Origin of the sequence: Flagellimonas alginilytica (genome assembly GCF_042134605.1) — a bacterium.
Taxonomy (GTDB): Bacteria; Bacteroidota; Bacteroidia; order Flavobacteriales; family Flavobacteriaceae; genus Flagellimonas; species Flagellimonas alginolytica.
Map to the genome: position 1 here is coordinate 3,023,430 of NZ_CP169638.1, position 25,834 is coordinate 3,049,263.

The 25,834-nt window shown below is 40.0% G+C and carries 23 protein-coding genes; 9 read left to right on the forward strand and 14 right to left on the reverse strand.

Features of this window, described 5'->3' with window-relative positions; genetic code table 11:
• Positions 1-28: 28 nt before the first annotated feature.
• Positions 29-199, reverse strand: coding sequence for a hypothetical protein (locus tag ABTP35_RS13545; protein WP_252079470.1), 171 nt, complete (start codon positions 197-199; stop codon positions 29-31).
• Between the two features lie 4 nt (positions 200-203).
• A complete protein-coding gene (locus ABTP35_RS13550; RefSeq protein WP_293295651.1) occupies positions 204-989 on the reverse strand; it encodes an AraC family transcriptional regulator in 786 nt (261 codons plus the stop codon).
• Between the two features lie 321 nt (positions 990-1,310).
• On the opposite strand from ABTP35_RS13550, the gene ABTP35_RS13555 reads away from it, so the two are divergent.
• Positions 1,311-7,070, forward strand: coding sequence for an ATP-binding protein (locus ABTP35_RS13555; protein WP_293295649.1), 5,760 nt, complete (start codon positions 1,311-1,313; stop codon positions 7,068-7,070).
• A complete protein-coding gene (locus tag ABTP35_RS13560; protein ID WP_224837079.1) occupies positions 7,063-8,109 on the forward strand; it encodes a response regulator in 1,047 nt (348 codons plus the stop codon). Before ABTP35_RS13555 ends, ABTP35_RS13560 begins: the two co-directional genes overlap by 8 nt.
• Here ABTP35_RS13560 and ABTP35_RS13565 read toward each other — a convergent pair.
• Positions 8,101-8,859, reverse strand: coding sequence for a LytTR family DNA-binding domain-containing protein (locus ABTP35_RS13565; protein ID WP_224837080.1), 759 nt, complete (start codon positions 8,857-8,859; stop codon positions 8,101-8,103). The genes ABTP35_RS13560 and ABTP35_RS13565 overlap by 9 nt on opposite strands.
• 86 nt (positions 8,860-8,945) lie before the next feature.
• On the opposite strand from ABTP35_RS13565, the gene ABTP35_RS13570 reads away from it, so the two are divergent.
• From ABTP35_RS13570 to ABTP35_RS13595, 6 genes are all read left to right on the forward strand, one after another.
• On the forward strand, positions 8,946-9,587 hold the full coding sequence (locus ABTP35_RS13570) for a peroxiredoxin (RefSeq protein ID WP_375334257.1): 642 nt from the start codon (positions 8,946-8,948) through the stop codon (positions 9,585-9,587).
• 332 nt (positions 9,588-9,919) lie between these two features.
• Entirely contained in the window at positions 9,920-10,657 is a 738-nt protein-coding gene (locus tag ABTP35_RS13575) for a cysteine hydrolase (RefSeq protein WP_224837082.1), read from the forward strand.
• 142 nt (positions 10,658-10,799) lie between these two features.
• A complete protein-coding gene (locus ABTP35_RS13580; RefSeq protein WP_293295646.1) occupies positions 10,800-11,165 on the forward strand; it encodes an N-acetyltransferase in 366 nt (121 codons plus the stop codon).
• A gap of 14 nt (positions 11,166-11,179) precedes the next feature.
• Positions 11,180-11,737 (forward strand): sigma-70 family RNA polymerase sigma factor, encoded by a 558-nt coding sequence (locus ABTP35_RS13585; RefSeq protein WP_293295644.1) that lies wholly within the window; start codon positions 11,180-11,182, stop codon positions 11,735-11,737.
• Positions 11,738-11,870: 133 nt separating this feature from the next.
• Positions 11,871-12,284 (forward strand): nuclear transport factor 2 family protein, encoded by a 414-nt coding sequence (locus ABTP35_RS13590; protein WP_224837085.1) that lies wholly within the window; start codon positions 11,871-11,873, stop codon positions 12,282-12,284.
• A 124-nt stretch (positions 12,285-12,408) separates the two neighbouring features.
• Positions 12,409-12,897: a YHS domain-containing (seleno)protein gene (locus ABTP35_RS13595; protein ID WP_224837086.1), complete on the forward strand. Its 489-nt coding sequence runs from the start codon at positions 12,409-12,411 to the stop codon at positions 12,895-12,897.
• 275 nt (positions 12,898-13,172) lie between these two features.
• On the opposite strand, the gene ABTP35_RS13600 is transcribed toward ABTP35_RS13595, so the two are convergent.
• From ABTP35_RS13600 to ABTP35_RS13650, 11 genes are all read right to left on the reverse strand, one after another.
• Positions 13,173-13,724 carry a thioredoxin family protein gene (locus ABTP35_RS13600; protein WP_293295639.1) on the reverse strand — a complete coding sequence of 184 codons (552 nt, stop codon included), beginning with the start codon at positions 13,722-13,724 and terminating at the stop codon, positions 13,173-13,175.
• 152 nt (positions 13,725-13,876) lie between these two features.
• Positions 13,877-14,953, reverse strand: coding sequence for an alkene reductase (locus ABTP35_RS13605; RefSeq protein WP_293295637.1), 1,077 nt, complete (start codon positions 14,951-14,953; stop codon positions 13,877-13,879).
• 174 nt (positions 14,954-15,127) lie between these two features.
• On the reverse strand, positions 15,128-16,117 hold the full coding sequence (gene gap, locus ABTP35_RS13610; RefSeq protein WP_293295635.1) for a type I glyceraldehyde-3-phosphate dehydrogenase: 990 nt from the start codon (positions 16,115-16,117) through the stop codon (positions 15,128-15,130).
• Entirely contained in the window at positions 16,114-16,725 is a 612-nt protein-coding gene (locus ABTP35_RS13615) for a pyridoxamine 5'-phosphate oxidase family protein (protein WP_293295633.1), read from the reverse strand. The genes gap and ABTP35_RS13615 overlap by 4 nt, the downstream gene beginning before the upstream one ends.
• 79 nt (positions 16,726-16,804) lie before the next feature.
• On the reverse strand, positions 16,805-19,966 hold the full coding sequence (locus tag ABTP35_RS13620) for a M1 family aminopeptidase (protein ID WP_293295631.1): 3,162 nt from the start codon (positions 19,964-19,966) through the stop codon (positions 16,805-16,807).
• Positions 19,963-20,838 (reverse strand): ABC transporter ATP-binding protein, encoded by an 876-nt coding sequence (locus ABTP35_RS13625; RefSeq protein WP_293295629.1) that lies wholly within the window; start codon positions 20,836-20,838, stop codon positions 19,963-19,965. The genes ABTP35_RS13620 and ABTP35_RS13625 overlap by 4 nt, the downstream gene beginning before the upstream one ends.
• Positions 20,839-20,859: 21 nt before the next feature.
• Positions 20,860-21,063 (reverse strand): helix-turn-helix transcriptional regulator, encoded by a 204-nt coding sequence (locus ABTP35_RS13630; RefSeq protein ID WP_014034008.1) that lies wholly within the window; start codon positions 21,061-21,063, stop codon positions 20,860-20,862.
• Positions 21,064-21,066: 3 nt separating this feature from the next.
• Positions 21,067-21,576 carry a DUF2975 domain-containing protein gene (locus tag ABTP35_RS13635; protein WP_293295627.1) on the reverse strand — a complete coding sequence of 170 codons (510 nt, stop codon included), beginning with the start codon at positions 21,574-21,576 and terminating at the stop codon, positions 21,067-21,069.
• A 126-nt stretch (positions 21,577-21,702) separates the two neighbouring features.
• Positions 21,703-23,181 (reverse strand): serine hydrolase, encoded by a 1,479-nt coding sequence (locus ABTP35_RS13640; protein ID WP_293295626.1) that lies wholly within the window; start codon positions 23,179-23,181, stop codon positions 21,703-21,705.
• 96 nt (positions 23,182-23,277) lie between these two features.
• Positions 23,278-23,907: an NAD(P)H-dependent oxidoreductase gene (locus ABTP35_RS13645; RefSeq protein ID WP_224837095.1), complete on the reverse strand. Its 630-nt coding sequence runs from the start codon at positions 23,905-23,907 to the stop codon at positions 23,278-23,280.
• Between the two features lie 25 nt (positions 23,908-23,932).
• Positions 23,933-24,382, reverse strand: coding sequence for a DMT family transporter (locus tag ABTP35_RS13650; RefSeq protein WP_224837096.1), 450 nt, complete (start codon positions 24,380-24,382; stop codon positions 23,933-23,935).
• A gap of 177 nt (positions 24,383-24,559) precedes the next feature.
• Between ABTP35_RS13650 and ABTP35_RS13655 the strand changes: the two genes are divergently transcribed.
• Positions 24,560-25,774, forward strand: coding sequence for an alpha/beta fold hydrolase (locus ABTP35_RS13655; protein WP_293295624.1), 1,215 nt, complete (start codon positions 24,560-24,562; stop codon positions 25,772-25,774).
• Positions 25,775-25,834 lie beyond the last annotated feature (60 nt).

Sequence of the window (25,834 nt, forward strand, 5' to 3'; positions counted from 1 at the left end):
TTGATTGTTTTTTATGATTTGGTCTTTCCTAAATAAATAGACCGGTTTCATCATTGTTAAATTCCAGTTCTTCTTGAACCTTGTTCAGTGTTTCCTGGTTTTCCGCATTCTGCGCACTGTATTTATACCTTGAAACAGACAGTCTTCTAAGGAATTTGGCCAATAACATTTCTACAAAGAATAAGGGTTGATGAATCACTGGTTTAATTCAGCATGGCTAAGTTGTTCTGAAATGTTTTTCGATACTTTAAGGGTGGTATGCCAAAGTTGGATTTAAATAGTTTGGAAAAATGGCTAGGGTTTTCACAACCCACCCCGAGACCGACCTGAATAACACTTTCATCTGTGGAAATGAGAAGCTTTTTAGCTTCTTCCAGCTTTATTCGAGTTATAAACTGATGTGGTGTTTCACCTGTGGTTCTTTTAAATACACGAGTAAAATAATGCATGCTCAGCTCAACCAATTTGGCCAATTCAGAGGTTAGAACAGGACGATCTATATGTTTTTTTACATATCGATGTATCTTATGTATTTGAAAAGGAGTCAACCCCATTTTTAATTTACAGTTCAACTGCGATTCTATGTTCTCTCTTTTTACCAAGTAATCGCCCAGGGTAACTATCATATTCTCCAAATGGGATTGTCTGTCCATGGGACTCATCAATAGTTCCTGGATCAGGTAAAGTGCAAGCTGGTTGCTAAGTGGGGTTTCCAATATTGGTACAGGAACAAATTTATCGGTATCCATGTCAAGGTTCATTAAACCAAATGTTCCATTGTACATACCGATCACCAAAGGTGCGGTAGGGTTAAAATCGGGAGCTGCGTTGAGTGAATAGATAAACTCAAAAGTATCCTCCCCATCGGCGCTATCTTTTTGGTTTTTAGTGTCCTGGATAAGAAAAAGGACAACGGTCGAGTTTCCGATTGTCTGTTTTATTTCCTTTCTATTGATATGGGAGTTTTTGATGTGGTTGATATATCTCATGGCTTTTCTTTTTATATGGGTTAGCTGCGACGGACAGGGTTGCCCATCAATTATCTTATATGCTTCTTGTTTTAAGGACCCTGCAGGATCGCCCCTTGAACACATTTCAAAATTACTGATGCATAGGGGAGGTAACTAGTTGGAGTTTCTTAATGCGGACAGTTTTCTTACCAATGTGTTGGATTTTATCATTTTTCAGCATTCTTTTCGTTGTTCTGGACTCCTTTTAAAAAGTGCGATCTTCTAAACGTTACGGTTTACCTTCTTAACGTATCCTATAATCACGTATAAATGAGTAAATTGTAGTCCAATACGTACCCAATGAATCGGATAAGAATAAAAGATGTAGATATTGAGTGGAGTTTGCATCCAGATATCTGGAAAATTGAGGAAAAAGGGACCTCCCAACTTGCAACCGTCCTTTTACAACAATTATCCAAGACCACTTTGTTCGAGCAATTTGCAATAAATAAAATACAAATATTGCCTGGCAATAGGGTGATCTATCAAATACCGGTTCCTGAAAAAAAAATTCCAATAGCCCCTAAAACAGACAAGGATTTTGAGTCTTTTCTAAATCGAACAATTGTATTGGCTTCCGCCATTTCGGAAGTACATAAAGCGGAATACTGTTTTGGTGTTTTACAGAACAGTAGATTTATGGTGGATTCGGATGGAAAATTGCTCATTACGGGTCTCGGTTTGTTTCAAAAAGAGTACGCCAAAAGTGACTTGGCCGCTTATCAGGATGATGATTTCTTTTTTATGGCCCCCGAATTTAGTACTCGTAGTAAGCAAAGACCAGATTTTAAAGCTGATCTGTATGGATTTGGAGCGCTGATGCATTATTGGCTAACCGGAGAACATTTTTTTAAAGCTGTAGACAAGCAAGAAGTATTGCACAAACATTTAACGGAACCATATGATGCCTCTATAAACACCCTTTGGAAACATACGGGTATCCATCAGATCATCAATGCTTTGTTGGAAAAGAAGCCGGAAAATAGGTATCAGTCGGCACAAGGGGTATTGAGGGATCTGGAAAACTTAAAACATCAATTCGGCAAAGGAGAATTTGATGTTTCCCCAGAATTGAGCATCAATTTTAATCCTGGGGTAATTCGCATTTCTGATACCATTCTGGAACAAGAAGCTGCCCTCCAGCAATTAATGAAGGTTTATCGGGATGTGCGAAATGGACCTGCTTCCGTAGCGTTTGTGGAAGGAGCGGCCGGTATAGGTAAAACATCTTTGGCCAAGGCTTTCGAAGCTGAAATTACCGATTCGGATACACTTTTTACCGTAGGCAGTTTTGATAAATCCCAATCCACCCCATATAGTGCATTCCAAAAAGCGTTTAAAAACATAGCACAGCGAATACTGCTTAAATCAGGAAAGAGCCATTCCGAGATCCGGGACATTTTTATAAATGGACTAGGTTCCGATCTATCTGCATTATTTGAGGTTATCCCCGATTTAAAGGAACTTACCGGGAAACTACCGGAACCAGAATCCTTGAATCCATTGGAAACAGGAGATCGTTTTGTAAATCTATTTGCACGGTATTGCCGAACATTGGATGGAATCGGTTTAAAACGGGTGATTTTTATAGATGATGTACAATGGAGCGATCTATCGTCCCTTAAACTTATAGAATATATGGCGTGGGCACCGCTCCACAGGGTGTTGTTTGTGCTATCCTACAATCCGGAGGGACTAACAGAGGATCATCCTTTGCTCAAATTTCAACGCTCTTTGGTGGCGGGCAAAAAGAACGTGCCCGTAATACGTTTAAGGCCATTGAGCCAAAAGGCCACCGAGCAAGTAGTGGCCGATGCGCTTTCCGAAGAGCAAAGCAAAATCCATGACCTTGCAGTACTGGTCCACAAAAAAACCAACGGAAACCCTTATTATATAAAACATTTCCTGTATTCGCTCCACGAAAATAAAGCTTTGACCTACGATACCGTGGCTCAACGATGGCAGTACAATTTGAGTAGTGTAAAACAGCAAGATGTAGCTGAAAACCTCTTGGCCATCTACGAAAAACAATTGTCCCTGCAATCGTACCAGGCTCAAGTTATACTTAAAATTGCCGCTTTTGACAATGGAAACTTTAATATTCCATTATTGATTTCTATCAGTGGTTTTCCCCAAGAAATCGTTGTTCTGCTTTTGGAACTGTTGACCGAAGCTGGCCAAATTTCAAAGTTGGACGCTACACCAAATCAGTTTGTATTTAATCACAACAAGATTCAACAGGCTGCATTGCACCTTGCCATTCCTGGGTTCGATGTTTCTTTTGAAGAGCTGCACTATGGTATTGCGCTATTTCATATGAAGAACAATGGAATTGTCGATGCCATATCACTAAATCAATTTGTAGAGCATTTAATAAGTTCAGGAGCTCATATACAGGATAATATTGTTCCCGTTGCTCTTGGATATATTTTGGAAGCGGCACAATTGGCAAATAACTCAAACTCGGCATTAACGGCAAAACAAAATTTGAGTTTTGCACTAGATCTTCAGACTAAATTTAGGACAGATAGGTATGCCTACGAAGTGTTGTTCGAAATGGCAAAGGCGTCCTACCTTTTAAAACAGGTGGAAGAGGGCAGGGTATATGCTGATAAGGCAATTAATAATGCCCCTGATGATTATAAAAAGTGTGAAGTTCATATGCTGAACCTTACATTTTTTGAAGCTTATTCTTTATATAAGTCGAATACCCAGGAAGGAATTAAGGCGTTGAAGGTATTGGGATCCAAAATGAACCTTTTCTCTAAACCTAGTGAAACCAAGAGTGCATACCTCAAATTTATGGAGGTGCTGCCTACGGATTTTAATAACGATTTATTGGGTAGTGCAGTATATACAAAGAAAGACCGGTATGCTTTGGAAATCATGGTGAATATGTGTACTTCCGCCAAGCGGATAGATCAAAATCTATATACCCATCTTTTATTTGCTATGGGCGAACTTATGTTTAAAAAAGGTTTCACCGATTCGTCTCCTTTCATACTGGTACATTTAGGATCGTTTTTGTGCCACCGATATCATGAATTTGAACTGGGCGAGAAACTTAGCTGTCTTGGTTTAAAAAGGTTGCAATCGGAAAAGCCGGGTAAATATTTCTCCAAAACCATGTCCGTTTATCATATGGCGATGGGTCCGCTTATGGCCGATTACCAGACTTTGGAAACACAACTGGATGAAGCCATCGCTTATAATGTGGATCGAGGGGACTTTTATGGGGCAAGTAGCCTGCAATATGCCCAAATTAGAAACCAATTGCTTTCGGGCACTAATCTGTTGGAATTGCTCAGGGTCTGTAACGAGACGATAGATTCCTTCAGCATACATGGCAATACAGTCCATTTGGCCCAAATACAAGGCATCAAATTTATTTTGCAAAGATTGATCGGGAAAGATACCGGCACCTTAAACACAGCCACAAAGGCCATGCAGTTATTGGAAGATAGTAATTGCAGGACCGCCATTGCAAGTTTTCACATATTTTTAGGTTGGGTAGATTGTATTAAGGGAGATTATCAAAAAGCCTTAGCCCACTTTAAGGACCATCAAAAAGAATTGGAACATCTGATTTCCGAACCACAATTTTTTAAATATCAGGTCTTACGGTCCGTATGTGAATTAATGGTCAATAGCAACCCAACATCAAAAGTTTTGGGAGGAGTTAAGGAAAGGCAGAAACAACTAAGTGGTTGGGCGAAGGCCGCATCGCACAATTTTTGGGCAGAGTACCAAATAGTAGAGTTGTTACTGGCTTGTAAATCGGGAGATTATACCAATGTGCCCGAGCAGATAGAACATGTACTGCTTTGGACACAGAAAAATGGACAATTCCATATTAGGGCCATGTTTTGCGATATAATTTCAAGTACCCTACCAAAAAAAGGATTTGTTTTTATAAAGCAAGCCTTAAAAAATGAATCCGAAAAAGCCAAAGCAGGATGGGGCATTCCTTTGCAGAGTAATGAGTTCGACGGGAATTTTGAAGAGAAGGCAAACACCCATTCCCAGCACATTAAAAATTTCGATTTTCAAAGTTTGATCAAGGCCACGCAAACCATATCGGCAGAAGTGAATCGGGACCGTCTTGTGGAGAGTTTATTGCAGATTGTGATGGAAAATGCCGGAGCGGACAAGGGCGCACTGGTATTAAGAAACGGGTCCTCTTTACATGTTACGGCCTATATAGATCTTACCGTTCCAACAGAAGCACAATTTTCGGAGAGTCCTCTCGAAGATTGCAGAACATTGCCTATTAGCCTAATAGAACATGTAGCAACGACTAAAAAGGAGCTGTGCATTGATGATTTAACCGAATATTGTGCCAATTCAGAAGATCTGACAGCAGATTTTAAGGGGTCGCTGCTGTTACTTCCCTTAATAAAACAAAGAGATCTGGTAGGAGTACTGTACATTGCCAATAGCCATATTACAGGAATGTTTACAGAAGGAGGACTGGAAGTATTGCGAATAGTTGCGGCACAAGCAGCAATTTCCATTACAAATTCCACCCTTTATGAACAAGCCGTTACTTTAAACAATGAGTTGGCGGCCTCCCAAAAGGAACTGGCCAAACTTAACCAGGCACTGGAAGAGAAAATTAAAAATAGGACCCAGCATTTACGCCACGAAATAGAAATGAGAAAAGAGGCGGAAAGGGACTTGATTTTTGCCAAGAACGATGCCGACAATGCCAACCGTGCCAAATCACAATTTTTGGCCAATATGAGCCATGAGATCCGTACACCTCTAAATGCAATTGTTGGATTCTCTCAGATACTTACCAATCAAAGCAAGTCACTTGATCTAACCAATTCGTTTCGTAGGTATTTGAACAATATTCATCAAAGTGCAGAATCACTTTCCGAGATAATCCAGGACATATTGGATTTATCCAAGATAGAAGCAGGCAAAACCGCCCTTTTGCAAGAAGATATAGATCTTAGGCAGCTGTTCTTTTCGGTATATAGGATTCAGAAAAGTATGGCAAAGTCCAAGGATGTAAAGGTAATCTATGGTCTGTCTCCGGGAACACCAAGATATGTGCGTTCCGATCGTGGTAAAATAAAACAGATCCTTATGAATATTGTGGGCAATGCGGTAAAATTTACCCCGGCATCCAAGAACGTGCACCTAGATTTGCGTGTAGATAACGACTTTTTGATATTTCGAGTAGCTGACGAAGGTATAGGGATTCCACAGAAAGACCTCGAACGAATTTTTGAACCCTTTACACAATCCGATGCGGGCAAGGACAGAAAATACGGCGGAACAGGGCTTGGGTTGGCAATTACCAAAAGCCTGGTGGATATTTTAAAAGGAGAGCTTAGTGTGGAGAGTACGGAAGGGGAAGGAACCATCTTTACGATCAAGATACCCTATTTAAAGGCCACGCCAATGCCATTCGATAATCCCGAGACCATAATGGCCAACTATAGGATACCTTCCAAAAGTAAAATTTTGGTGGTGGAAGATCAATTAATGAACCAAGAAATGATCAGGGCCCTGTTTGCCGAGTTGGGATCGGAAATTTTACTGGCTTCAAACGGTAGGGAAGGTGTTGCCATGGCAGAACAATATGACCCCGATATTATTTTTATGGATATTCACATGCCGGAAATTGATGGTTTTGAGACCTTAAAGTTGATTCGAGGCTTTAACCTGGATATACCCATAATAGGCTTATCCGCAGATGCATTCAAAGAACACCAAGATGCTGCCGTAGAAGCAGGTTTTACCGCTTACCTTACCAAACCCGTAAATGTACCCAAGCTCGTGGGACTTCTAAAAAGTTTCCTTCCAGAAGTGTCCTGTACAAAATCAACTGGCAAAACGGTTCTGAATGATGATCAACAACATCAAAAAGAGCAAGCGCTGGAAACCTTGCGAAAACTGCCCATTTTTGAAACGGAAAAATTGGCTGCAGTCGCAGAATCCTTAAGTGAAATTCTGCCTGCCGGAATATTGAATAAATTGGAGGATGCCATTTATACAGGTGATGAAGTAGCTTTACAGAATTTTTTAACGAATACATTAAATGTATAAGGATACTTCTATTTTGGTTGTGGATGACAACCGACAGGTATTGGAACTGGTAAACCATGTCTTGGCCGAAGTAGGCTATAACATCTCTTTTATCCCAAAAGGACAGTTTTTGTTCCAACGATTGGCAAGCCAAAAATTTGATTTGGTACTGTTGGATATCAACCTTCCAGGTGTTAGCGGTCTGGAACTCTTGCAACAGGTCAAATCGGATTCTGTTTATAAATCAATTCCGGTAATCATTATTAGTGCTGAGGAAGAAGATGAAACTTTGGCAAAATGTTTTGATCTTGGAGCAAGCGATTATATCAAAAAACCGATTCATCACGAAATCTTAAAAGCTAGGGTTCAGTCCGTTATTTCGGCATCTCGATTCCATCAAAATGCGATCCATCAACAAAAACAGGAAGCCTTGCGAGCCCGGATGAAGATGTTGTCCTCCCAAATGAACCCACATTTTATTTTCAATTCCCTGTCGTCCATCCAAGAATTTGTGCTGGCAAACGAAACCGAAAGGGTATTGGATTATCTATCGGAGTTTGCTGGATTAATGCGACAAAACCTGGAGAATTCCATGCTTGCCCATATAACTCTATCCAAGGAGCTACAGTTTTTGGATACCTACTTAAAACTGGAAAGAACCCGCTTCAACAATATATTCGAATATAGGATTGATATAGATGTTGAGGCTCCGGAAAATATTATGATTCCACCTATGCTACTACAGCCCTATCTGGAGAATGCGATTATTCATGGTCTTCGTAAATCCACTGGACCGGGAAGGTTGCTTTTAAAGGTTAGGGAAAAAGGGAATACCATACATTGTACAATAGAGGACAATGGTATTGGAAGGGCATTGGCTTCGGCTATCTCGGAGAGCCGGCATAGATCTATCGCCATGTCCAATATTGAGGCGCGCCTAGAACTCTTGAACATGGAATTTGGACAGGATTTGTTCAGTGTCGAGGTCGTGGACCTGGAAAAGAAAGGTAAGCCTTCTGGTACAAAAGTAGAGCTCTGCTTTCCAAACGATTTACACTAATTTTTTTAGAAGGGCTTCCTTTTTCCTCACCGATACATCCACATGGGATCCATCTTTTAAAACAAGATACCCCCCTTTGCCCTTAACATATTTTTCTACATGGTTAAGGTTGACCATATGGGATTTATGTACCCTGAAAAAATTAAAGGACTCCAATAAAGGTTCAAATTCTCCCAAAGGTTTGGAAACCATGATCATTTTTCCGTTATCCAGGTAAAAGTTGGAATACACATGGTTGGCTTCTACGCGCAGCAATCGATTGGCTTCCACAAAATCAATGCCTTCCGACGAGCGTAGGGCTATTTTGGTATAATTATGGTCCTGCAATTTGGTATTTTCCCTAAGTACCTGATATTCTTCTTCCCTAGAGGGTGCCTGCTTGGCCAAAATTTTACCTGCCCGAGATACAGCGTTTTTCAGTTCTTGAATGTTTATGGGCTTTAAAAGATAATCCAGTGCAGCATACTTAATGGCATTTATGGCATAAAGATCATGTGCTGTTGTAAAAATCACTTCAAAATTAGGTTCCGGAAAATGGTCGAACAAGGTAAATCCATTGCCCTCGGGCATTTCAATATCCAAAAACACCAAGGCAGGCTGTTCCGTGTTGATCAGGCCCACAGCTTCTTCCACAGAAAAAGCATCGCCAACCAGCTCAATATTAGGGCAAAATGTAGTCAACATCTTTCCAAGAATATCATGGTGACGTTGTTCATCATCCACAATAATGGAACGGATTTGAAGGGTCATGAGCGGTTTGGTTATAATTATAGCTCTAAATATAGAGTAATTTGAAGAATTATTTCTAATTTGTACTCATAATCAACCGTTTGTAAATGACTTTAGGCATTGGCAGTTTGGCGCCCGATTTTAAGGCAGTCACCACAGAGGGAGAAATCCAATTTTACGACTGGCTGGGTGAGTCTTGGGGGTTGTTTTTTTCTCATCCAGAGGATTACACGCCCATTTGTACCACCGAACTGGGCATGGTAGCACAATTGGAAGAGGAATTCGTGAAAAGGAACATGAAAGCTATTGCGTTGAGTGTTGATGACCTGGATTCCCATTTGGGTTGGAAATCGGATATTGAAAATTCCATGAACGTTACCGTGAGATTCCCAATTATTGCTGATGCAAAGGCCGAGATTGCCCATAAATTTGGAATGATCCAACAAGGTGCTTCCGATAAAAAAACAGTGCGGTCCGTTTTTATAATAGACCCTGATAAACGGATACAGCTTCATCTTACCTATCCCATGTTCATCGGTAGAAATTTTGATGAAATATTAAGGGCAATAGACGCACTGCAACTACATGCGGAACACCAGGTACTTACACCGGCCAATTGGAAGCCAGCTGATGATGTTATTATAGACCCATCCATGCCCGAAGAGGAAAAGAAAGCTAAATTTCCGGACAGAAAGGTGCAGGGAGCATCGTATCTTCAATTTTCCGGTGATCCATCCAAGAAGAAATAATGCGATTACCTGTAGTATTATTTTAGGCCATTACCATGTTTTGTTTTGTTTTTAAAATTTGTTGGAGTATCCTTCACTGGTTTGGTATGGCTCTTATATTGAATGGTATCCAATCATGAAAAAAATCTTCCACCGTTGCCATGTCGGTAATTTCCATTGCTCAGATAACTGTGCAGTGTCAGAAAAACCAATTTTGAACGGTTTTTAACTTTAAATCAGGACAAAACCGCAAAATCAGAACATAATGGCAAATTTCAAATAAAATGGGTCTTTCCATTTTGTGAGTTTTACAGTGTTATAAATCAAGAAATAAACCTGTAAACAAAAACATTATGGAATCCACCAACTCTACGGAAAGAGCAATTTTAGGTAAAAAGGAAGCACAGCTTCCGGTTACCGGTTTTGAAATAGACCGGCATACGGCGATCGTAATTGTTGATCCACAAAACGATTTTTTAAGCCCTGAAGGGGTTGCGTGGGGGGCTGTGGGCCAAAGTGTTATGGAAAATAACACCATTGAAAATATTGAAACCCTGTTTAGATTAGGTGCGGAAAACGGTATCCATGTATTTGTGTCACCGCACTATTATTACCAACATGATCATGGATGGCGTTTTGAGGGTGCATTGGAGAAATTGATGCACAATATCAATATGTTCGATAGGGGAGATCAATTGAATGTAGAGGGTTTTGAAGGTTCCGGGGCAGATTGGCTTCCCATTTACAAGCCATATATCAACAACAAGGAGAAAGTTACCGTTTGTGGACCACATAAAGTATTCGGTCCGGAGAACAACGACTTGGTACTTCAGCTTAGAAAGCAAAAAATCGATAAAGTGATACTTGCCGGAATGTCCGGAAACCTATGCGTGGAATCCCATATGCGAGAGCTTTTGGAATGTGGATTTGAACTTGCTGTGGTAGGCGATGCAACAGCCTCTGCCAAACTCCCTGGCTTGGACGGGGATCAAGCGGCACAAACCAATTATGCCATGATGGCAAGCGAGATATACACGACCAATCAACTCGAAGAAATTTTGGAATCACAAAAGAGCCTTGCCGAAGATTGATTTAAAGAGATAGAATACAGAGAAGTTTAATAAAAGTTCTGGTTAGTGTTTGTTTAGTTGAAATGGATGGGAGGTACGGCTCCGTATCTCCCTTTCATAAACCGATGGATAAATTAAAACAACAGATTAAAAAGTATGGGTCATGTTTAATAACACCAATATCAATAGACTGCCATTGGTATTTAAAAGTAACGATGGCAAGAACTATTTCCAATTTCATATTCGTGGTCAACTTGCTTCTTTGGAGTACGATATGATCGGAGAGCAAGAGATCAATTTAAAAAAGCTCGAAATCAGTAAACATCTAAATCGACCTGAGGTGGGAAATGCTTTGATAGAAAGGGTTCTGGAATACTCCTTAAGGGCGGATTATACTGTTGTGCCGACAAATCCAGAGGTTGTGAAGTTTATACAAAAACGCCCAGAATATAAAAAACTCCTATCGGTCAATAATAGCAGTATAGATTTCCATCAAAAGAAATTTCGAGAACACAAAACACTATTTTAAAAATAACCGAAGCCATGAGAACAATAACAGAAACAAAGGTTCAGTTAAACCCTGAACTATGGTCCGTACAACATAAAACCTATCTTTTCGCAATGGCCAGGCGAAAGCTGCCGGAAGCTGCCATAGAGGATGTTGTACAAGATACATTTTTGGCAGCTTTGCGCTCTGCTCCTCGATTTAAGGGACAATCTACGGAACGTGTTTGGCTCACTTCCATATTACATCATAAGATCATGGATTATTATCGAAAAGCCTACTCCCGCCAAGGAAAGGTTATGCACGATGCCTTGCGATTGTCCGATCATCCCAATTGGTACGAATTGGAAAATCAGACAAACAAACCCGATGATGCCGAGATAATCGAATTGCTCAATGCAGATGAACTGATCAGTGTTTTTAATTCGGGACTAAGTGTTTTGGGCAATAGGGAAAAAGAGGTACTTCGATTAAAAATGAAAGGATACAGCACAGAAGCAATCTGCAACACATTGGATATTGAAAGGGTAAATACTTGGGTGGCGCTCAGTCGGGCCCGAAAGAAAATGAAATCCTATTTGAACGAGAACTGGTAAAACAACCCGTGTCCGATTATGCAAAACATTTGGTTACATATTCAATTGGCACTTTGCCGTATCGGGATAGCTTGTATGGGAGCGTACCAAAAGATTAGGTACAATAAACAAAAAAGACACAAATCATAATAAAATGACAGAAATAAAAACGCCGGTGCCACCTTTTACCGAGGAATCCGCAAAACAAAAAATACAACTTGCCGAGAATGCGTGGAACAGTAAGGACCCTATACAAATATCACTGGCCTATACCGTGGATAGTGAATGGCGTAATCGTTCCAGTTTTGTAAACGGACGGGAGGAAATACAACAGTTTTTATCGAGCAAATGGGAAAACGAACTCGATTATAAGCTAAGAAAAGAATACTGGGCCCATACCGATAATAGAATTGCCGTACGGTTCGAATACGAATACCGCAATAAGTCGGGACAATGGTATAGGGCATACGGCAACGAGAACTGGGAGTTTAACGAGCATGGTTTAATGCAAAAACGTTTTGCCAGTATCAACGATATGCCAATTGATGAGCATGAAAGGTATTTATAATCATCAGCAATATCAAATGCTGAAAAAATAGTCTTCTCTAAAGTTCTGAATCAAAAATAATTCAGATCTATTAAGGCTGCTAGTTAGAAGTAACAATTAATCTTAAATAGTACACATGAAAACAATGAATTCAATCAAAATTCGGAAAACCATCTTGGGAATTAGTTTCTTTTTGCTTTTTGGACTGGTTTTGACACATGCCCAATCTCATAGTTACAGTACGGACGATAGTATGATCGCCCTGGACGGTTATAGTGCTGTATCCTATATGGATAATGGGAAAGCAGAGATGGGAAAAAAAGCCTACAAGGCCAGTTACGATGGACTTACCTATTATTTTACCGATCATAAACAATTGAAGAAGTTCCAGAACAATCCCAAAAAATACAAGCCTCAATATGGTGGTTGGTGCGCCTTTGCCGTTTCACTGGGGGGCAAGTACCGTCCTAATCCCAAAAGTTTCCGTGTGGTTAATGGAAAACTATACATGTTTACGGTAAACTTGGAAGGCGATTTTGTACAAGTCTGGGAAAAAGAAGGTAAAGCCAAGCACATTGCACAAGCCAATAAGAATTGGCAAACCATGAAAAAATTTACAACATTCGCTCCATAAATCTCTTCATTTTAGTTTGGTTTACTTTGAAGACCGTCTTGCCGACTACCCATACTTCTTATTTATAGGTCGGCAGGCGGTTTTTATTATTCCTCAGATTTCATAACAGGCCAAAAAAATCCAATAGTTTATTTAGAACCCGTAATGGTTTAAGAGGATATTCAGTAGTACGGACAAAGTGAAAATATAATAGGGAAATACAATGTCTATTCGGGATAAACACATTAAAGCATTAACCCGTCAACTCTGACCATATCTATTTCTAATGATTCCGTCTACTTCCATTTAATACTGCAGCCTATGCTTGGATATTGTACCTTGGCAATGTCTTTGTTGTTCAACATAGCATCCAATGCATTGGTTAGATCTCTTCCGGATGCAGTTCCCATATTTGGCCTCGATTCATCAAACCGACCTCTGTAGGCCAGTTTCAGGTTATCATCAAAAACAAAGAAATCTGGAGTGCATTCCGCCTGATAGGCCTTGGCAACTGTTTGGGTTTCGTCATACAGATAGGGGAACGAATAATTCAAGCTCTGGGCAACATGGGTCATCATCTCTGGCCCATCTTCAGGAAAGTACTCCACATCGTTGCTACTAATGGCAATAAATTGGATATCCTTGGCCTGATACTCATTGGCTACTTCCACAAATTTATGGTTGATATGGTGAACAAAAGGACAATGGTTGCATATAAAAGCAACTACTGTAGCTGTATTTGACTTTAGTTGGGATAGCGATATTTGCTTTTTTGATACGGTGTCAAAGAGTGTGAAATCGGGAGCCTTGGTTCCTAATTCCATCATGTTGGATTGTGCTAATGCCATGATATTTGGTGTTTTAGTGAAGGAGGACCTGTGGAAACCAAGTTTGGTTTCCACAGGTCCTCCTTAAATCAATTAATAATTAATGGTCTATTGGAGTTCGATATTTATATCCCTCGATGCTTTTGGGGATTCCTGAAATCCCCTATTTCCAGTTAAAATTCCCAATCAATATAACCTTCAGGACCGGGGGAATACAGTAAATCTGGATTTAAAGGTGTCAACTCTTCGTTGTGCTTTAATTTATCTATCAAGTTGGGATTGGCAATAAAAGGACGTCCGATATAAACAAGGTCGTAACCATCTTCGAGAAGGTTTTCCGCTTTAGTTGCAGAATCTACGTCGCCGCCACCGATCATGGTACCATTAAAATTGTCGCCTATGGTCTTCCATATTTGGGTCGCAAATTCTGGAGCTGCCATGGCTGAACGTTGATCGGCAATATGTATGTAAGCAATGTTCTGTTTCGATAATTCTTGAGCCAAGTACGTGTACAGACTTACGAGATCGTCATATTCACCCGACATACCATTTACGACACCATAGGGTGAAAAACGAATTCCAACTTTGTCCGGGCCGATGACTTGCACAACTTTCTGAACGGTTTCCAAAACAAATCGGCCCCTGTTTTTGTAGTTGCCGCCATATTCATCGTTTCTTTGGTTGGTTTTTGGATCAAGGAACTGTTCCAAAAGGTAACCGTTGGCACTATGGATTTCAATGCCGTCAATTCCTGCCTCGATAAGTTTCTTAGAGGCAGTAACGTATTCGTTTTGTACCTGTACGATATCCTCAAAAGTCATTTCCCGGGGTATATCGTGTGGCTGCATTCCTTCCTGATCGGTGTACATTTCCATTTCGGTGAGCGGTACAACCGATGGGGCAATGGTCTCACCACCGTTAGGGAGGTTTAAGGATGCAGAAACGCGTCCGGTATGGAAAAGCTGGACAAACATTCTTCCTTCGTTTTCATGTATACCGCGGGCGATATTTTTCCAACCGTTTATTTGTTCTTCTGTATAAGCTCCAGGTATTCTGGGATATCCAGTTCCATTTGGGGATACGGAGGTAGCTTCGGATAATATAAGTCCGGCACCAGCCCTTTTGGAATAGTATTCCTTCATTAAATCGTTTGGAATGTTATCGATGGCCCTGCTCCTCGTCATTGGGGCCATTACGATCCGGTTTTTCAATTTTGTTCCGGACAATTCAAATGTTTCAAAAACTTTCATTTTTTGTATTTTGATTAATATGATTTTTACGTAGTTGCTATTCTATTTTTGGAATCGGTAGCATACCCACTCCATGCCATTTTTCAGGATTAAGAACAAGTCAGTGAGTAATAATTGGGTTGCCTCCGTTTTCGCTATGTTGAAAAACTTGAGGGATTTCCGATTGATTTTAACTTAGAGTTCTTTGATCAGACGAACCATTTGATGCGTAAACCCCCATTCGTTATCGTACCAAGCCATAACCTTGAGTAAATCACCATCTACCACCCTGGTCATGTTCAAGTCTGCGATTGAGGCGTATGGGCTGCCAATAATATCCGAAGAAACCAAGGGCTCTCTCGTTGTAGACAGTACTTCTTGGTATCGCTCAGTGGACGCTTCGCTTTCCAAAATTTCATTGATCTCCTCTGGTGTTACAGGGCGTTTGGTAACAAAGGTCATATCCGATATGGAGCCTACTTTTGCCGGGACACGTATGGCAACGCCATCAAACTTATCCGTAAATTCCGGTAAAGCTTTGGTTGTGGCGATGGCAGCACCAGTGCTGGTCGGAACCAAGTTATCGGCGGCCGCCCGTCCCATACGATAATTTTTAGGGGAGGCACCGTCCATTAAACTTTGGCTTGCGGTGTAGGCATGCACTGTGGTCATGATCGCTTTGTGTATTCCCACCCTACGACTCAGGATTTCAACAATGGGGCTAATGTTGTTCGTGGTACAACTGGCACAAGAAAAAATGGAAGTGTTTCCCAAAGCGGAGCTTACCCCATGGACCACCGTGGGTACATCTTGACTTTTGGTGGGGGCAGATATCACAACTGTTTTTGCGCCGGCCGTAATATGCTTTGATGCATCTTCACTTTGGGTAAAAATACCCGTACTTTCGATAACCACATCAATGTTTAGATCTTTCCACGGAAGGTCTTCAGGATTTTTTTGGTTAAAGTAGGTAATCTTATTGTCATCCACCTCCAAGGTATTTCCTGAAACCGATACATTGTGTTTGTAGGGCCCGTAGGTACTGTCATACTTTAGAAGATAGGCCAAGTTTTCAATAGGTAAAATATCGTTTATGGCCACTAGGGTCAGTTCTTTCGATTCGAGAATTACTTTGAGCGAGGCGCGACCTATTCGCCCCATTCCGTTTATCGCTATTCTTTTCATTTTAATGTATTTAATTTATTTTCCAATTCTTTTATTCGTTGTTTTAGTGGCTGTACAATTTTATCCACTTCATCGTAGGTGTATCGCTGTACGATGTGTTGCGGGCAGTTAACATCCACTGCTTTGATTTTAAATATAATGGCACGTTCTACCTTGGCCGGGTAATCTTCCATGGTCAAGGATTCCATTAGGGTGGCATCCTCCGTTTCCACATGGGCCTCTCCCCAAATTTTTACCCTTGTTTTGTTCGGGTAGTCCATTAAAAAAAGAAATGCTTTTGGGTTATCGGCCAGATTGCCCACACTGATGTATTGACGGTTTCCTGAAAAATCGGCAAAAGCGATGGTTGTTGGGTCCAATATTTTTAAAAAACCTGGCGCCCCACCTCGATGTTGGATGTAGGGCTGTCCCTCAGGGTTAGAGGTTCCCATATAAAAGGAATCCCGCTTTTTTACAAAATCGATTATAGGCGGGGTCAGTTCCTTTAGCCAACCCCTGCCGGTCTCCATTTGAGCATAACTTTTTCTTGAACCGTTTTTTTCCTGAAGTTTTTTTACGGTTGAAGTAAATGCAATGTCGGAGGTGAATTCCCCTTGCTGTTTTTTCATACTAATTGGATTAAAGGACACTTTTTATTATCCTATATCCTTAGTATGATTTTAGGCGAAAACCTGACAAAGGCAATCTTTATTGAAACAACGATTTAATTTTGGAATGATAAATTGGGTCTGCTACCTCCAGAATAACACTTAACAAATCCGTGGATATAGGCTTATTATTAGGGTATCTATTGTTGCTCAAAAAGTTTTTCAAAGCTTTATTCAATACCGACTCCCCAATCAGTTCACTCAGCTCCACAAATACAAGGGCACCCTTTGAGTAGGCCAAATATGTTTCGCCCGGGGCAACTTTTAGTATAGACTTTCTTTGGTTAAAACCTTTTTCGGCATCGTAGATCTGTTGGTGAATCGCTAATCGCTCCCACATTTTATCCCGACCGTACATCTGTTTGTAGATCATCATTTCGGTATACATGGCCAAGCTTTCGGTAAGCATGGAATATCCTTCCCTAAAATCGGGCTGTATTTGATGGGTGCCCCACCAAAAGTGGGAAACCTCATGTCCGGCGAGTTCATTGATAACATCTTGTTGTTTTCCTGCGGTCAGGTTCGCATTGAAGGTCATATGTTCGGTTAGGAATATAGACCCGGGGTAAGCAGTACCCGCAAATCCTTGCGTAAAAGAAGATACTTCTGCATAGTTAACCGTTTTAAAAGGATATGGCCCAAAATATTTTTCACAGTAATCTAGTGTTAGCTTCGTATTTTCTATTAAATGTTCCACATTCGCGCTATGCTCTGGATGATGGTAAACCCTAATGTCGATATTATGGTGCTTTACACTCTTAACTTGATAGTCTGCCGAGGAAATTGCAAAACGAAACGGGATGGATTGAGCGGCATACGCAAAGTAATTTCTTTCCCCTTGCTGCCATTGCTTTTTTAACTCTCCGGTCCCCACAGCTACTTGATCGCCAGTGGTGGAAATTTGCATGTTCAAATCTATGGCATCGTTCAAGTATTTTTTAGGAGCTTCCAATTTTGTAAAGCTTGTGCCAAGCGAAAGGCCATACTTGGCACGCGTAATGGAATCTTTTATTTCCCTATCGGAGTCATATCCAAATTGGGGATAATACCTGCTGATCCTCATGAACGAACCATTTTCGATGATGGCATTAAAGGAATCGTGACCATTCACAGCAAACCATTGATAGTCCAATTTAAATTGTAACTGGACGGAATCGTTGGGTTGCATGGGGTGGGGAAGGACCAGTTCTGAATTTGTATCGTTGAGCTCAAAATTTTCTTGACCGTATTGAAAAACCATGGACCTGATTTTCATTTCCTCAGGGACACTTATTAAAACTGAATCAATAGGCTGGTCGTGTTTATTGACCAAAGTATATTGTCCTTCGATGGTATAAGATTGCTCATCAGGGTATAAATGTACTTTGGTCTGTACCTTTTTTATCGTAGGTTGTGCCATGTTTTGGTACTTCCTAAACTGTTTTTCATACATTAGCTGGGCATTGATAACTTCCTCTTTTTCTTTTTTAGGATGATAGTTCCTTAAGTAAATAGAACTGCTTATAAGTGCAATCATCAAGGATAGAACCACCCCGACCATAAGCACTTTTCTATCCTTGTTATTTCTTTTAAAATAATACCCCATGAATAGTAGTATCAAAATAGAAAAACCAAAGACCAAGCGCAATGAGTAGGGGTTTATATAGTCGCCAAACCCAATAAATTCACTATAAGAACCTCTATAACCGGAGAAAAACCGAAGCAATGAACTAGTAAATATACTTTTGGAGATGGGTGTTGCCAATACCAAAAAACACAAAATGGAAACACCAAGAGCTATTGATTTATTTTTGCTCAACAGATTGATCAAAATCATGAAAAGGCCAAGTAGTACTAAAGGGAGTGTGTTGAATAAAACAGCTCCAAAGTAGGCCCGAGCATCAAAAATTAGATGTTTAAAAAAAATTTGAAAGGCTAGTGCCTCTACAATGATGATAAGTGTTAGGGTGGTCAGTAATACCACAATGCTACCGATATGTCCCACTAATTTTTGCGTCGCATAAAAGGTTGTTTGCTCTAAAACGGAAAACCTACTTGAGTTACTCCGCCAGAAAAGGTCATTTACAAAATAAACGGTAAACAATGTGCCCAAAGGGTAAAACGTACTGTTGATGGTTTGTACTAAAAGACCAGAACTTGCATACATTTGAGGTATTCGAATTCCTTTATTGATATCATCGTACATTTCCACGCCAACATAAAAAACCAATAGTAGGACAGTGGCTATAAAAGGTATGCTTTTAAAGATATAAATGGTATCCACCTTTATATACGATAATATCGCTTTCCACTTAGATTTTTTATTGAATTCCGTAACCGCGGTGGCAAATGGATTTATGGAAGGTTTTACACCCGTAATTATCAACTTTTTTCTACTTTTTTTCTTGAATTTTGGAAGAAATGAAAACGACCGAATCCCCAGAAGTAACATACCAAAGGCTAAGACAATACTAGCCATTCTGTTAATGAGTAAAAGATTTGACAAGGGTACAACCTGGTAATTTCTTTGCTCAAGGCTCAAATCCTTGGCTTCAAAAAAATAGCCCGACAAGCCAAAAATATCCACTATGGCAGAAATGCGTTGAACAAACAGGGATTGTGGCATGGCCTGTGCCATAAACGGCGCATTCGAGAATAAGAGTGTAATCATATACAACACGTAGAGCAGCACCCCAACAATGGCCACCATTAGTTTATTCTTGTACGACTGCGCCACATAAAATAACACACTGCAGATAACCAACGTGTTGACGACTCCAAATATTAAAAAGGGATATGCAAAATGCCAAAATTGGAAACCAGGATTCAATAGCACGTCTTTGGCCAAATGAATGCCTAATACATAACCTGATATAAGACAAAAAAAACCGAACAACGTGAGTAGGTTAAACGATAAAAATCGAGCAAAGGCAAATCTGTTTTTCGCTATTGGCGTTGAGAAAACTATTAGTTCGTAGTTGGCATCTTGTTCTTTGAACAAAAGAGGAAAAGCCAAAACGGTGGCAATTAAAATGATTGCCAAACTCAAAAGACCGATCATGAATCCAACAGAATACGATGCGTTGACCGCAAGTTCATCTCCTACCGAGATATTGAACTTATAACCGGTTAAGATACCGATACCCAAGAAAAAGGCAATGGCTATATAGGTGGTTTTCTGCCTAGCAAGGGTTTGCAAGTCGTTTAGAAGAACAGTTTTCACGATGCAACTTTGTTTAGGTGGGCAAAATAGGCGAGTTCAAGACTAGGTTCGATAGGAGTAAAACCAGGTGGGCAGTCCGTTTCAAGAACAGTGATGTGCATTGTTCTTTCCACCAACTGCTTGTTTATGACATGGTAGTTGGCTTCCATTTCCGACAGCTCTTCCTTAGTTGTAGGTTTACGCCACAATTGGCCTTCCAATTGTTTCAAATAGTTTTTTGGGGCGTCTTGGGATACTATTTCGCCCTTTTTGATTATTGCCATTTGCGAACAGAGGTTTCTAACATCCTCCACCAAATGGGTAGATAGAATGATGATGATATCTTCGCCAATATCGCTGAGCAGGGAATTGAATCTATTTCGTTCTTCAGGGTCTAAACCTGCGGTTGGCTCATCCACAATTAAGATTTTAGGATTTCCCAATAACGCTTGTGCCACTCCAAAACGCTGTTTCATGCCACCAGAGAAGGTATGTACTTCCTTATCTTTGTAATCCAGCAAATTAACTTTATCCAATAACCATAGTATTTGGTCATGGCGTTGTTGCGAATTGTTAACCCCTTTCAGCTTGGCCAAGTGTTCCAATAAATGATAGGCGGATACCTTTGGGTACACACCAAAATATTGAGGCAAAAAACCCAAATGCTTTTGGATATCCAGCGGGTTTTGAACCACGTCGGCACCATTGAAGCTGATGTTTCCTTCCGTTGGTTTTTGCAGTCCAACAATGGTTTTCATCAGGGAAGATTTTCCAGCACCATTGGGCCCCAAAAGTCCAAATATTCCGTTCTGTATTTCTAGATTTAAGGCAGTAAGTGCCCTGTACCCATTGCTGTACACAAGGGATACATTATCGATTTTTAATGTATTCATGATTAAAATATGTTGGAAGAACTATGCTACATAGTCAATAATATCTCCTGGTTTACAGTCCAAAGCCTTGCAAATGGCCTCTAGGGTTTCAAAGCGTACACCTTTTGCTTTTCCATTTTTAAGTATGGATAAATTGGCCGGGGTTATGCCAATCTCTTCGGCGAGGTCCTTGCTCTTTATCTTTCGTTTGGCGAGCATCACATCAATATTTATAATAATCGGCATAACTTAGATATATAGATCTTGTTCGTTTTGTAATGACAGTCCTTGATTGAAAATTTCTGAAATAATAAATATAAAGACCCCTAAAACAAGATGTAACGCTACAATGATGAATATTCCTTTATCGATCTCAATAAAGAACGACGAAAAGGCAACGAGCACTATGGGGAAAATCAAATTAGCTGCATAAAACCGCTTTAAATGTGCAACATTGGGTTGGGTAAAAAGTTTTTCCCGGTAGAATACTTTAAATACATTGGAGAGCAACCAAAAAAATAAGGTGTAAGACGAAACAGGCAGTAAAAAGGCGAATAAAAAATACGACCAGTTGTTGTCCAAGATTAAAAAAGAAACATCGCTAAATGGATAATTGATTATGGCCCGTGTATCCTCTGTGCGAATATTCGTTTTTGTTAGCCAAGCAAAGCCCCCGTACAATGCAATTACCAAATATATCCAAGCGAGACTTCTGGTAATGGCGTACAATATTGTAGATAGTACTCTTGTTTTTTTCATTGGTTAGATGATAAATATTTCTGCAAACATATAAAAAATTATTGTAAAACAATAATAAAATATTCTTTTGTAAAATATTCTTGTTCCTTAAAGATAACTTTCAAGAGGTGATTTTACAGGCCTATTTCATCTTTTGTAAATTAAAGATCCGGTGGATAGGGAGTCTTTACTGACCTGAAAAGTTCTTGATAATACCCCTAGATTGCTACTGTATCCACCCTCATCGTTTCGGAATATTTTACCCTTTAATACCCCCCATTTAAAAAAGTAGTGGTCCTCTTCTCTGTAAATTTCAATGTCGGGCCAGTTTTGCTCATTGTGATACGTTCCTATGATGCTATCATTGGTTGAATTGGCTGAAAGCATTTGCGAGTCATCAGGATATTCCAAGTTATCTTCCCTCTTAAAACTATTATCGAAAGAGGTTTTTTCAATTTTTAAAATACTGTCAGCAGGCTGTTCATTGATTAGGTTGTAGGCATAATTTGCCATCAAATGAGGTAATAGGTAAGCTCTGTTATCGTTCGAAAAAGCAATCACCCCGACCTTTTTATCGGGCATAAAAGAGATGTGAAAGCTGATCCCGGCCAGTCCTCCAAATCGGGTCAAAATCCTATCATTCCCATATGCCGCAATATCCCAGCCCAAACTATAACCAGAACGTTGGTAGGTAAAGTATTTTTTGTCCTGGGTTGCGGTTGAGGTATGCAGTTCACCCCACGAACCTTTATGTAATAGCACACTATCCTGATTGATATTCGCGGCCAACCATTTGGATAGATCATTGATGGTGGAAACAATCCCTCCAGAGGCATGCATCGTGATATCTGATTTATAGAATCCTTTTTCAACAATTCCCTTTTCTTTGGTAACGGTTAATGAAGGACGAATGTTTTCGAAGTCAAAATCACTGACATTGGCACTTGTGTTTTCCATTTTTAAAGGAGAAAAGATGTGGTTCCCCATAAGGGTTTTCCATGTTTTTCCGGTCACTTTTTCTGCAACCATGCCAGCTAGGATTGGTCCTACATTGGAATACCGATACTTGCCTGAGGGATCAAATAGAAAATCAGTGTTTAGATCATGTATCAGCTCTTCATTCCCATCCTTGTATCCCAAAAAGGCGGTTTTCCATGTCATCGGCGTACTGAAGGTCCCATGGGTATGGTTTAAAAGATGGGTAAGGGTAATGTTCTTTGTGTCGACACTATCTTTGAAATTTAAATCGGGGAGGTAGTCGTGCAACGACTTTTCCAAGGAGAGAACATTTTTCTCCTCCAAAATTTGTAGCAAAGTACCCGTAAACGATTTGGTGCTGGATGCAATATAAATAGGAGTATCGTTACCCAGAGAGCCCTCTTTGCCAATTAAAATTTCCCGATTCAATGCAAATGAATATGCCAAGCCGTTTTCGTCGACCACGGCGAAGATGAAATCCCCATACATTTCTTTTTCAAGATAAATGTCCTTTACCTTGTTTTGAAATTGCGTTGCAAAACCGGGGTGGTTTTCAGCAAAAATTTCAGAATTGGTGGGAGCGATAACCTTGTTGGACCCACATCCGTTAGCTATTAATATTAGAATTGGAATAAGTAACAATCTCATGATGTTTTTGTTTTTTTTGATGCAAAGGTTGGACGAGTAAACTCCGGTCGAGGTTACTTAGATTATCTTTTGAGTGTTGTGCAGGTTGCAAATTGGTTAAACTTCCTCAAAAAGAATTTCCATGGGTTTTCTTACCTTTTTTCTGAACTGGGTGTGGTCTTCGGAAGAACGATATCCGACCGTTGCAATTACCGCTGCATTTAAACCTTGCTCCTCAAGACCCAGAATGGCATTGAACTTTTCAGGTTCAAACCCCTCAATAGGACAGGAATCAATTTTTAGTTCCGCACAGGCGGCCAATAGATTGGAAAGAGCCAAATAGGTTTGCTTTTGAGACCAGCTTTGCCATTCCACATCCGATTTACTCGATGTACTCTGCTTGATCAGATTACTGTACCCCTCAAGTTTCTCGATTGGGGTATCCTGAATTTTAGAGGTAGCTCTAATGTAATCATCAATATGCTCGTTTTTTCTTTCGGTATAATTACAAAAAACAAAAATGTGGGAGGCGTCGGTAAGCTGATCTTGGCCCCATGCGGCAGGCTTTAATTTTTCTTTAAGTTCCTTGTTGGAGACAATTAGAACTTTATACAGCTGAAGCCCGTAGGATGAAGCGGAAAGTTGCACAGCTTCTTTCAGTTTTTGTAGCTCGTCCTTGCTTACCATTTTTGAAGCATCAAATTTTTTGGTGGCATAACGCCATTTTAGGTTTTCTACTAGATTCATTGTCTTGGATTTTTAATTGAATGTTTTAAACTTTATTGATTAATAGAATGCCGATCACCATTGTTATCAATCCAACTATTTTTTTTATGGCCATCGGTTCTTGGGGCAGTCCAAACCAGCCAAAATGCCCGGCGATTGCTGAAAAAATAAGTTGACCGAACAAACCAACGGAGATCATAGTGGATATGCCCAGCTTCGGGATCGTGTAGTAGTAGAGTCCTATCCCTATCACGCTAAAAAGAGCTCCAGTGAACCATAAATGTTTTGGAATACTCCATAGTTGAGAGGCGTTAGGAATGTTTTTGATACTAATCACCACTACCACTAATGCAAAGAGTGTACTAAAAAAAAATGCCGTGAGCGAAGCCAACAACGGATTTTTTAATTGAACGCCCAATTGTGCATTTAATCCACCTTGCATGGCCAGAAACACTCCGCCTACAAAAGCCAATAAAATGTTGATATACTGGTTCATGACTTTACTTTTTGATGAAGCAAAGCTATAGTTCAACAGCTCGGAATTTCTTAAGGTAGATTAAGAAACCAAACAACGCACAGATCTAGCTTTGGACCATACTTTAATTCGGATTGAAGAATGGTTTCTTAACCAAAGTCAATGCGGATGTGATGGTCACAAAATATTTTTGTGGGAATGGGAAAACAAGCATCAAATAGAGAGAATCCAATGATATTTTTAGAATCAAAATCCAATTATGGAAACAGGCCACGGTTTTTTGAGAAACTGATAGTAGGTTCAGATAGTGGGTCCAAAAAGCTGAGTGCTGGCACCCAACTTGGAATCTACTTAACAGCTTTGTTGTTCGCAACATTTTCCTGTTTTGGAAATAATAGTTTCCAAAAAAAACCACCAGTATCGATTGATATGGTTATAAAAACAGAAAAAGTTGCCATTGGAGGAACCCTGGTGATCCCCTCTCATTTAAAAACAAGATCGCTTGTTATTATGAGTTCGGGCAGTGGCCCACAGGATAGGGATGAAACTTTGGAGGGATTTAAGATATTTAAGACCATTGCCGAGCATTTGGCAGCTAATGGAATTGCTTCTTTCCGATACGATGATAGGGGAGTTGGAGAGAGTACCGGGGATTTTGTAAATAGTACGCTCGATGACCACGCCAAGGATCTGGAAAGCATCATAGACTATTTTAAAGTGTCAAAATCCCATACGTTCAAAAGTTTTGCTCTATTAGGGCATAGTCAAGGTGGAATTGTAGCCTCTAAGGTCGCGGTTGCGAACACATCAGTTAAGAAAGTAATTTTAATGGGAGCTCCGGCAGTGCCATTGATCGATGTCGTGCTTTATCAAATTAGAGAGGAACATAAACAATTGGGTATTTCTCCCTCATTGATAGAGGAGGATGTTTCAGCTCACAATAGATTAATGCGAGCCATAAAGGACCAGAACAACATCGAAACAGCGCTCGAAGCGTTCCAAAATACAAGTCAGGCTATTTTACGGTTCCAAAATTCAGAAAAGGAATTGGATTTGAAGAAGATAGCGGAGCAAGTCAGGGTTACCGCAAAAGAATACCATATTATCTATGGTCTACCTTCTTTAACATCTTTTCTGTATTACGACCCTTCCAAGGATTTTGAGCGACTCAATACTCCTGTTTTAAGTCTGTTTGGCGGGCTGGATTTTCAAGTGCCCATTCATCAAAATAAAGATAGAATGGAAAATGCTTTGCTGAGTGCAGGGACAAGTTATCAATTTAAAACCTTTGATAAGGCCAACCATTTCTTTCAAAAAGCTGAGACCGGCAATCGCGATGAATATTCAAAACTTGAAAAGAGATTTGTTGATGGATTTTTAGATGAAATTTCCAGTTGGCTGGTTGATGAATAGGCATTTCTGAATAATATTTTATAGGTTCCCCTACACTGATTTTTTTACACTGATCTAAAT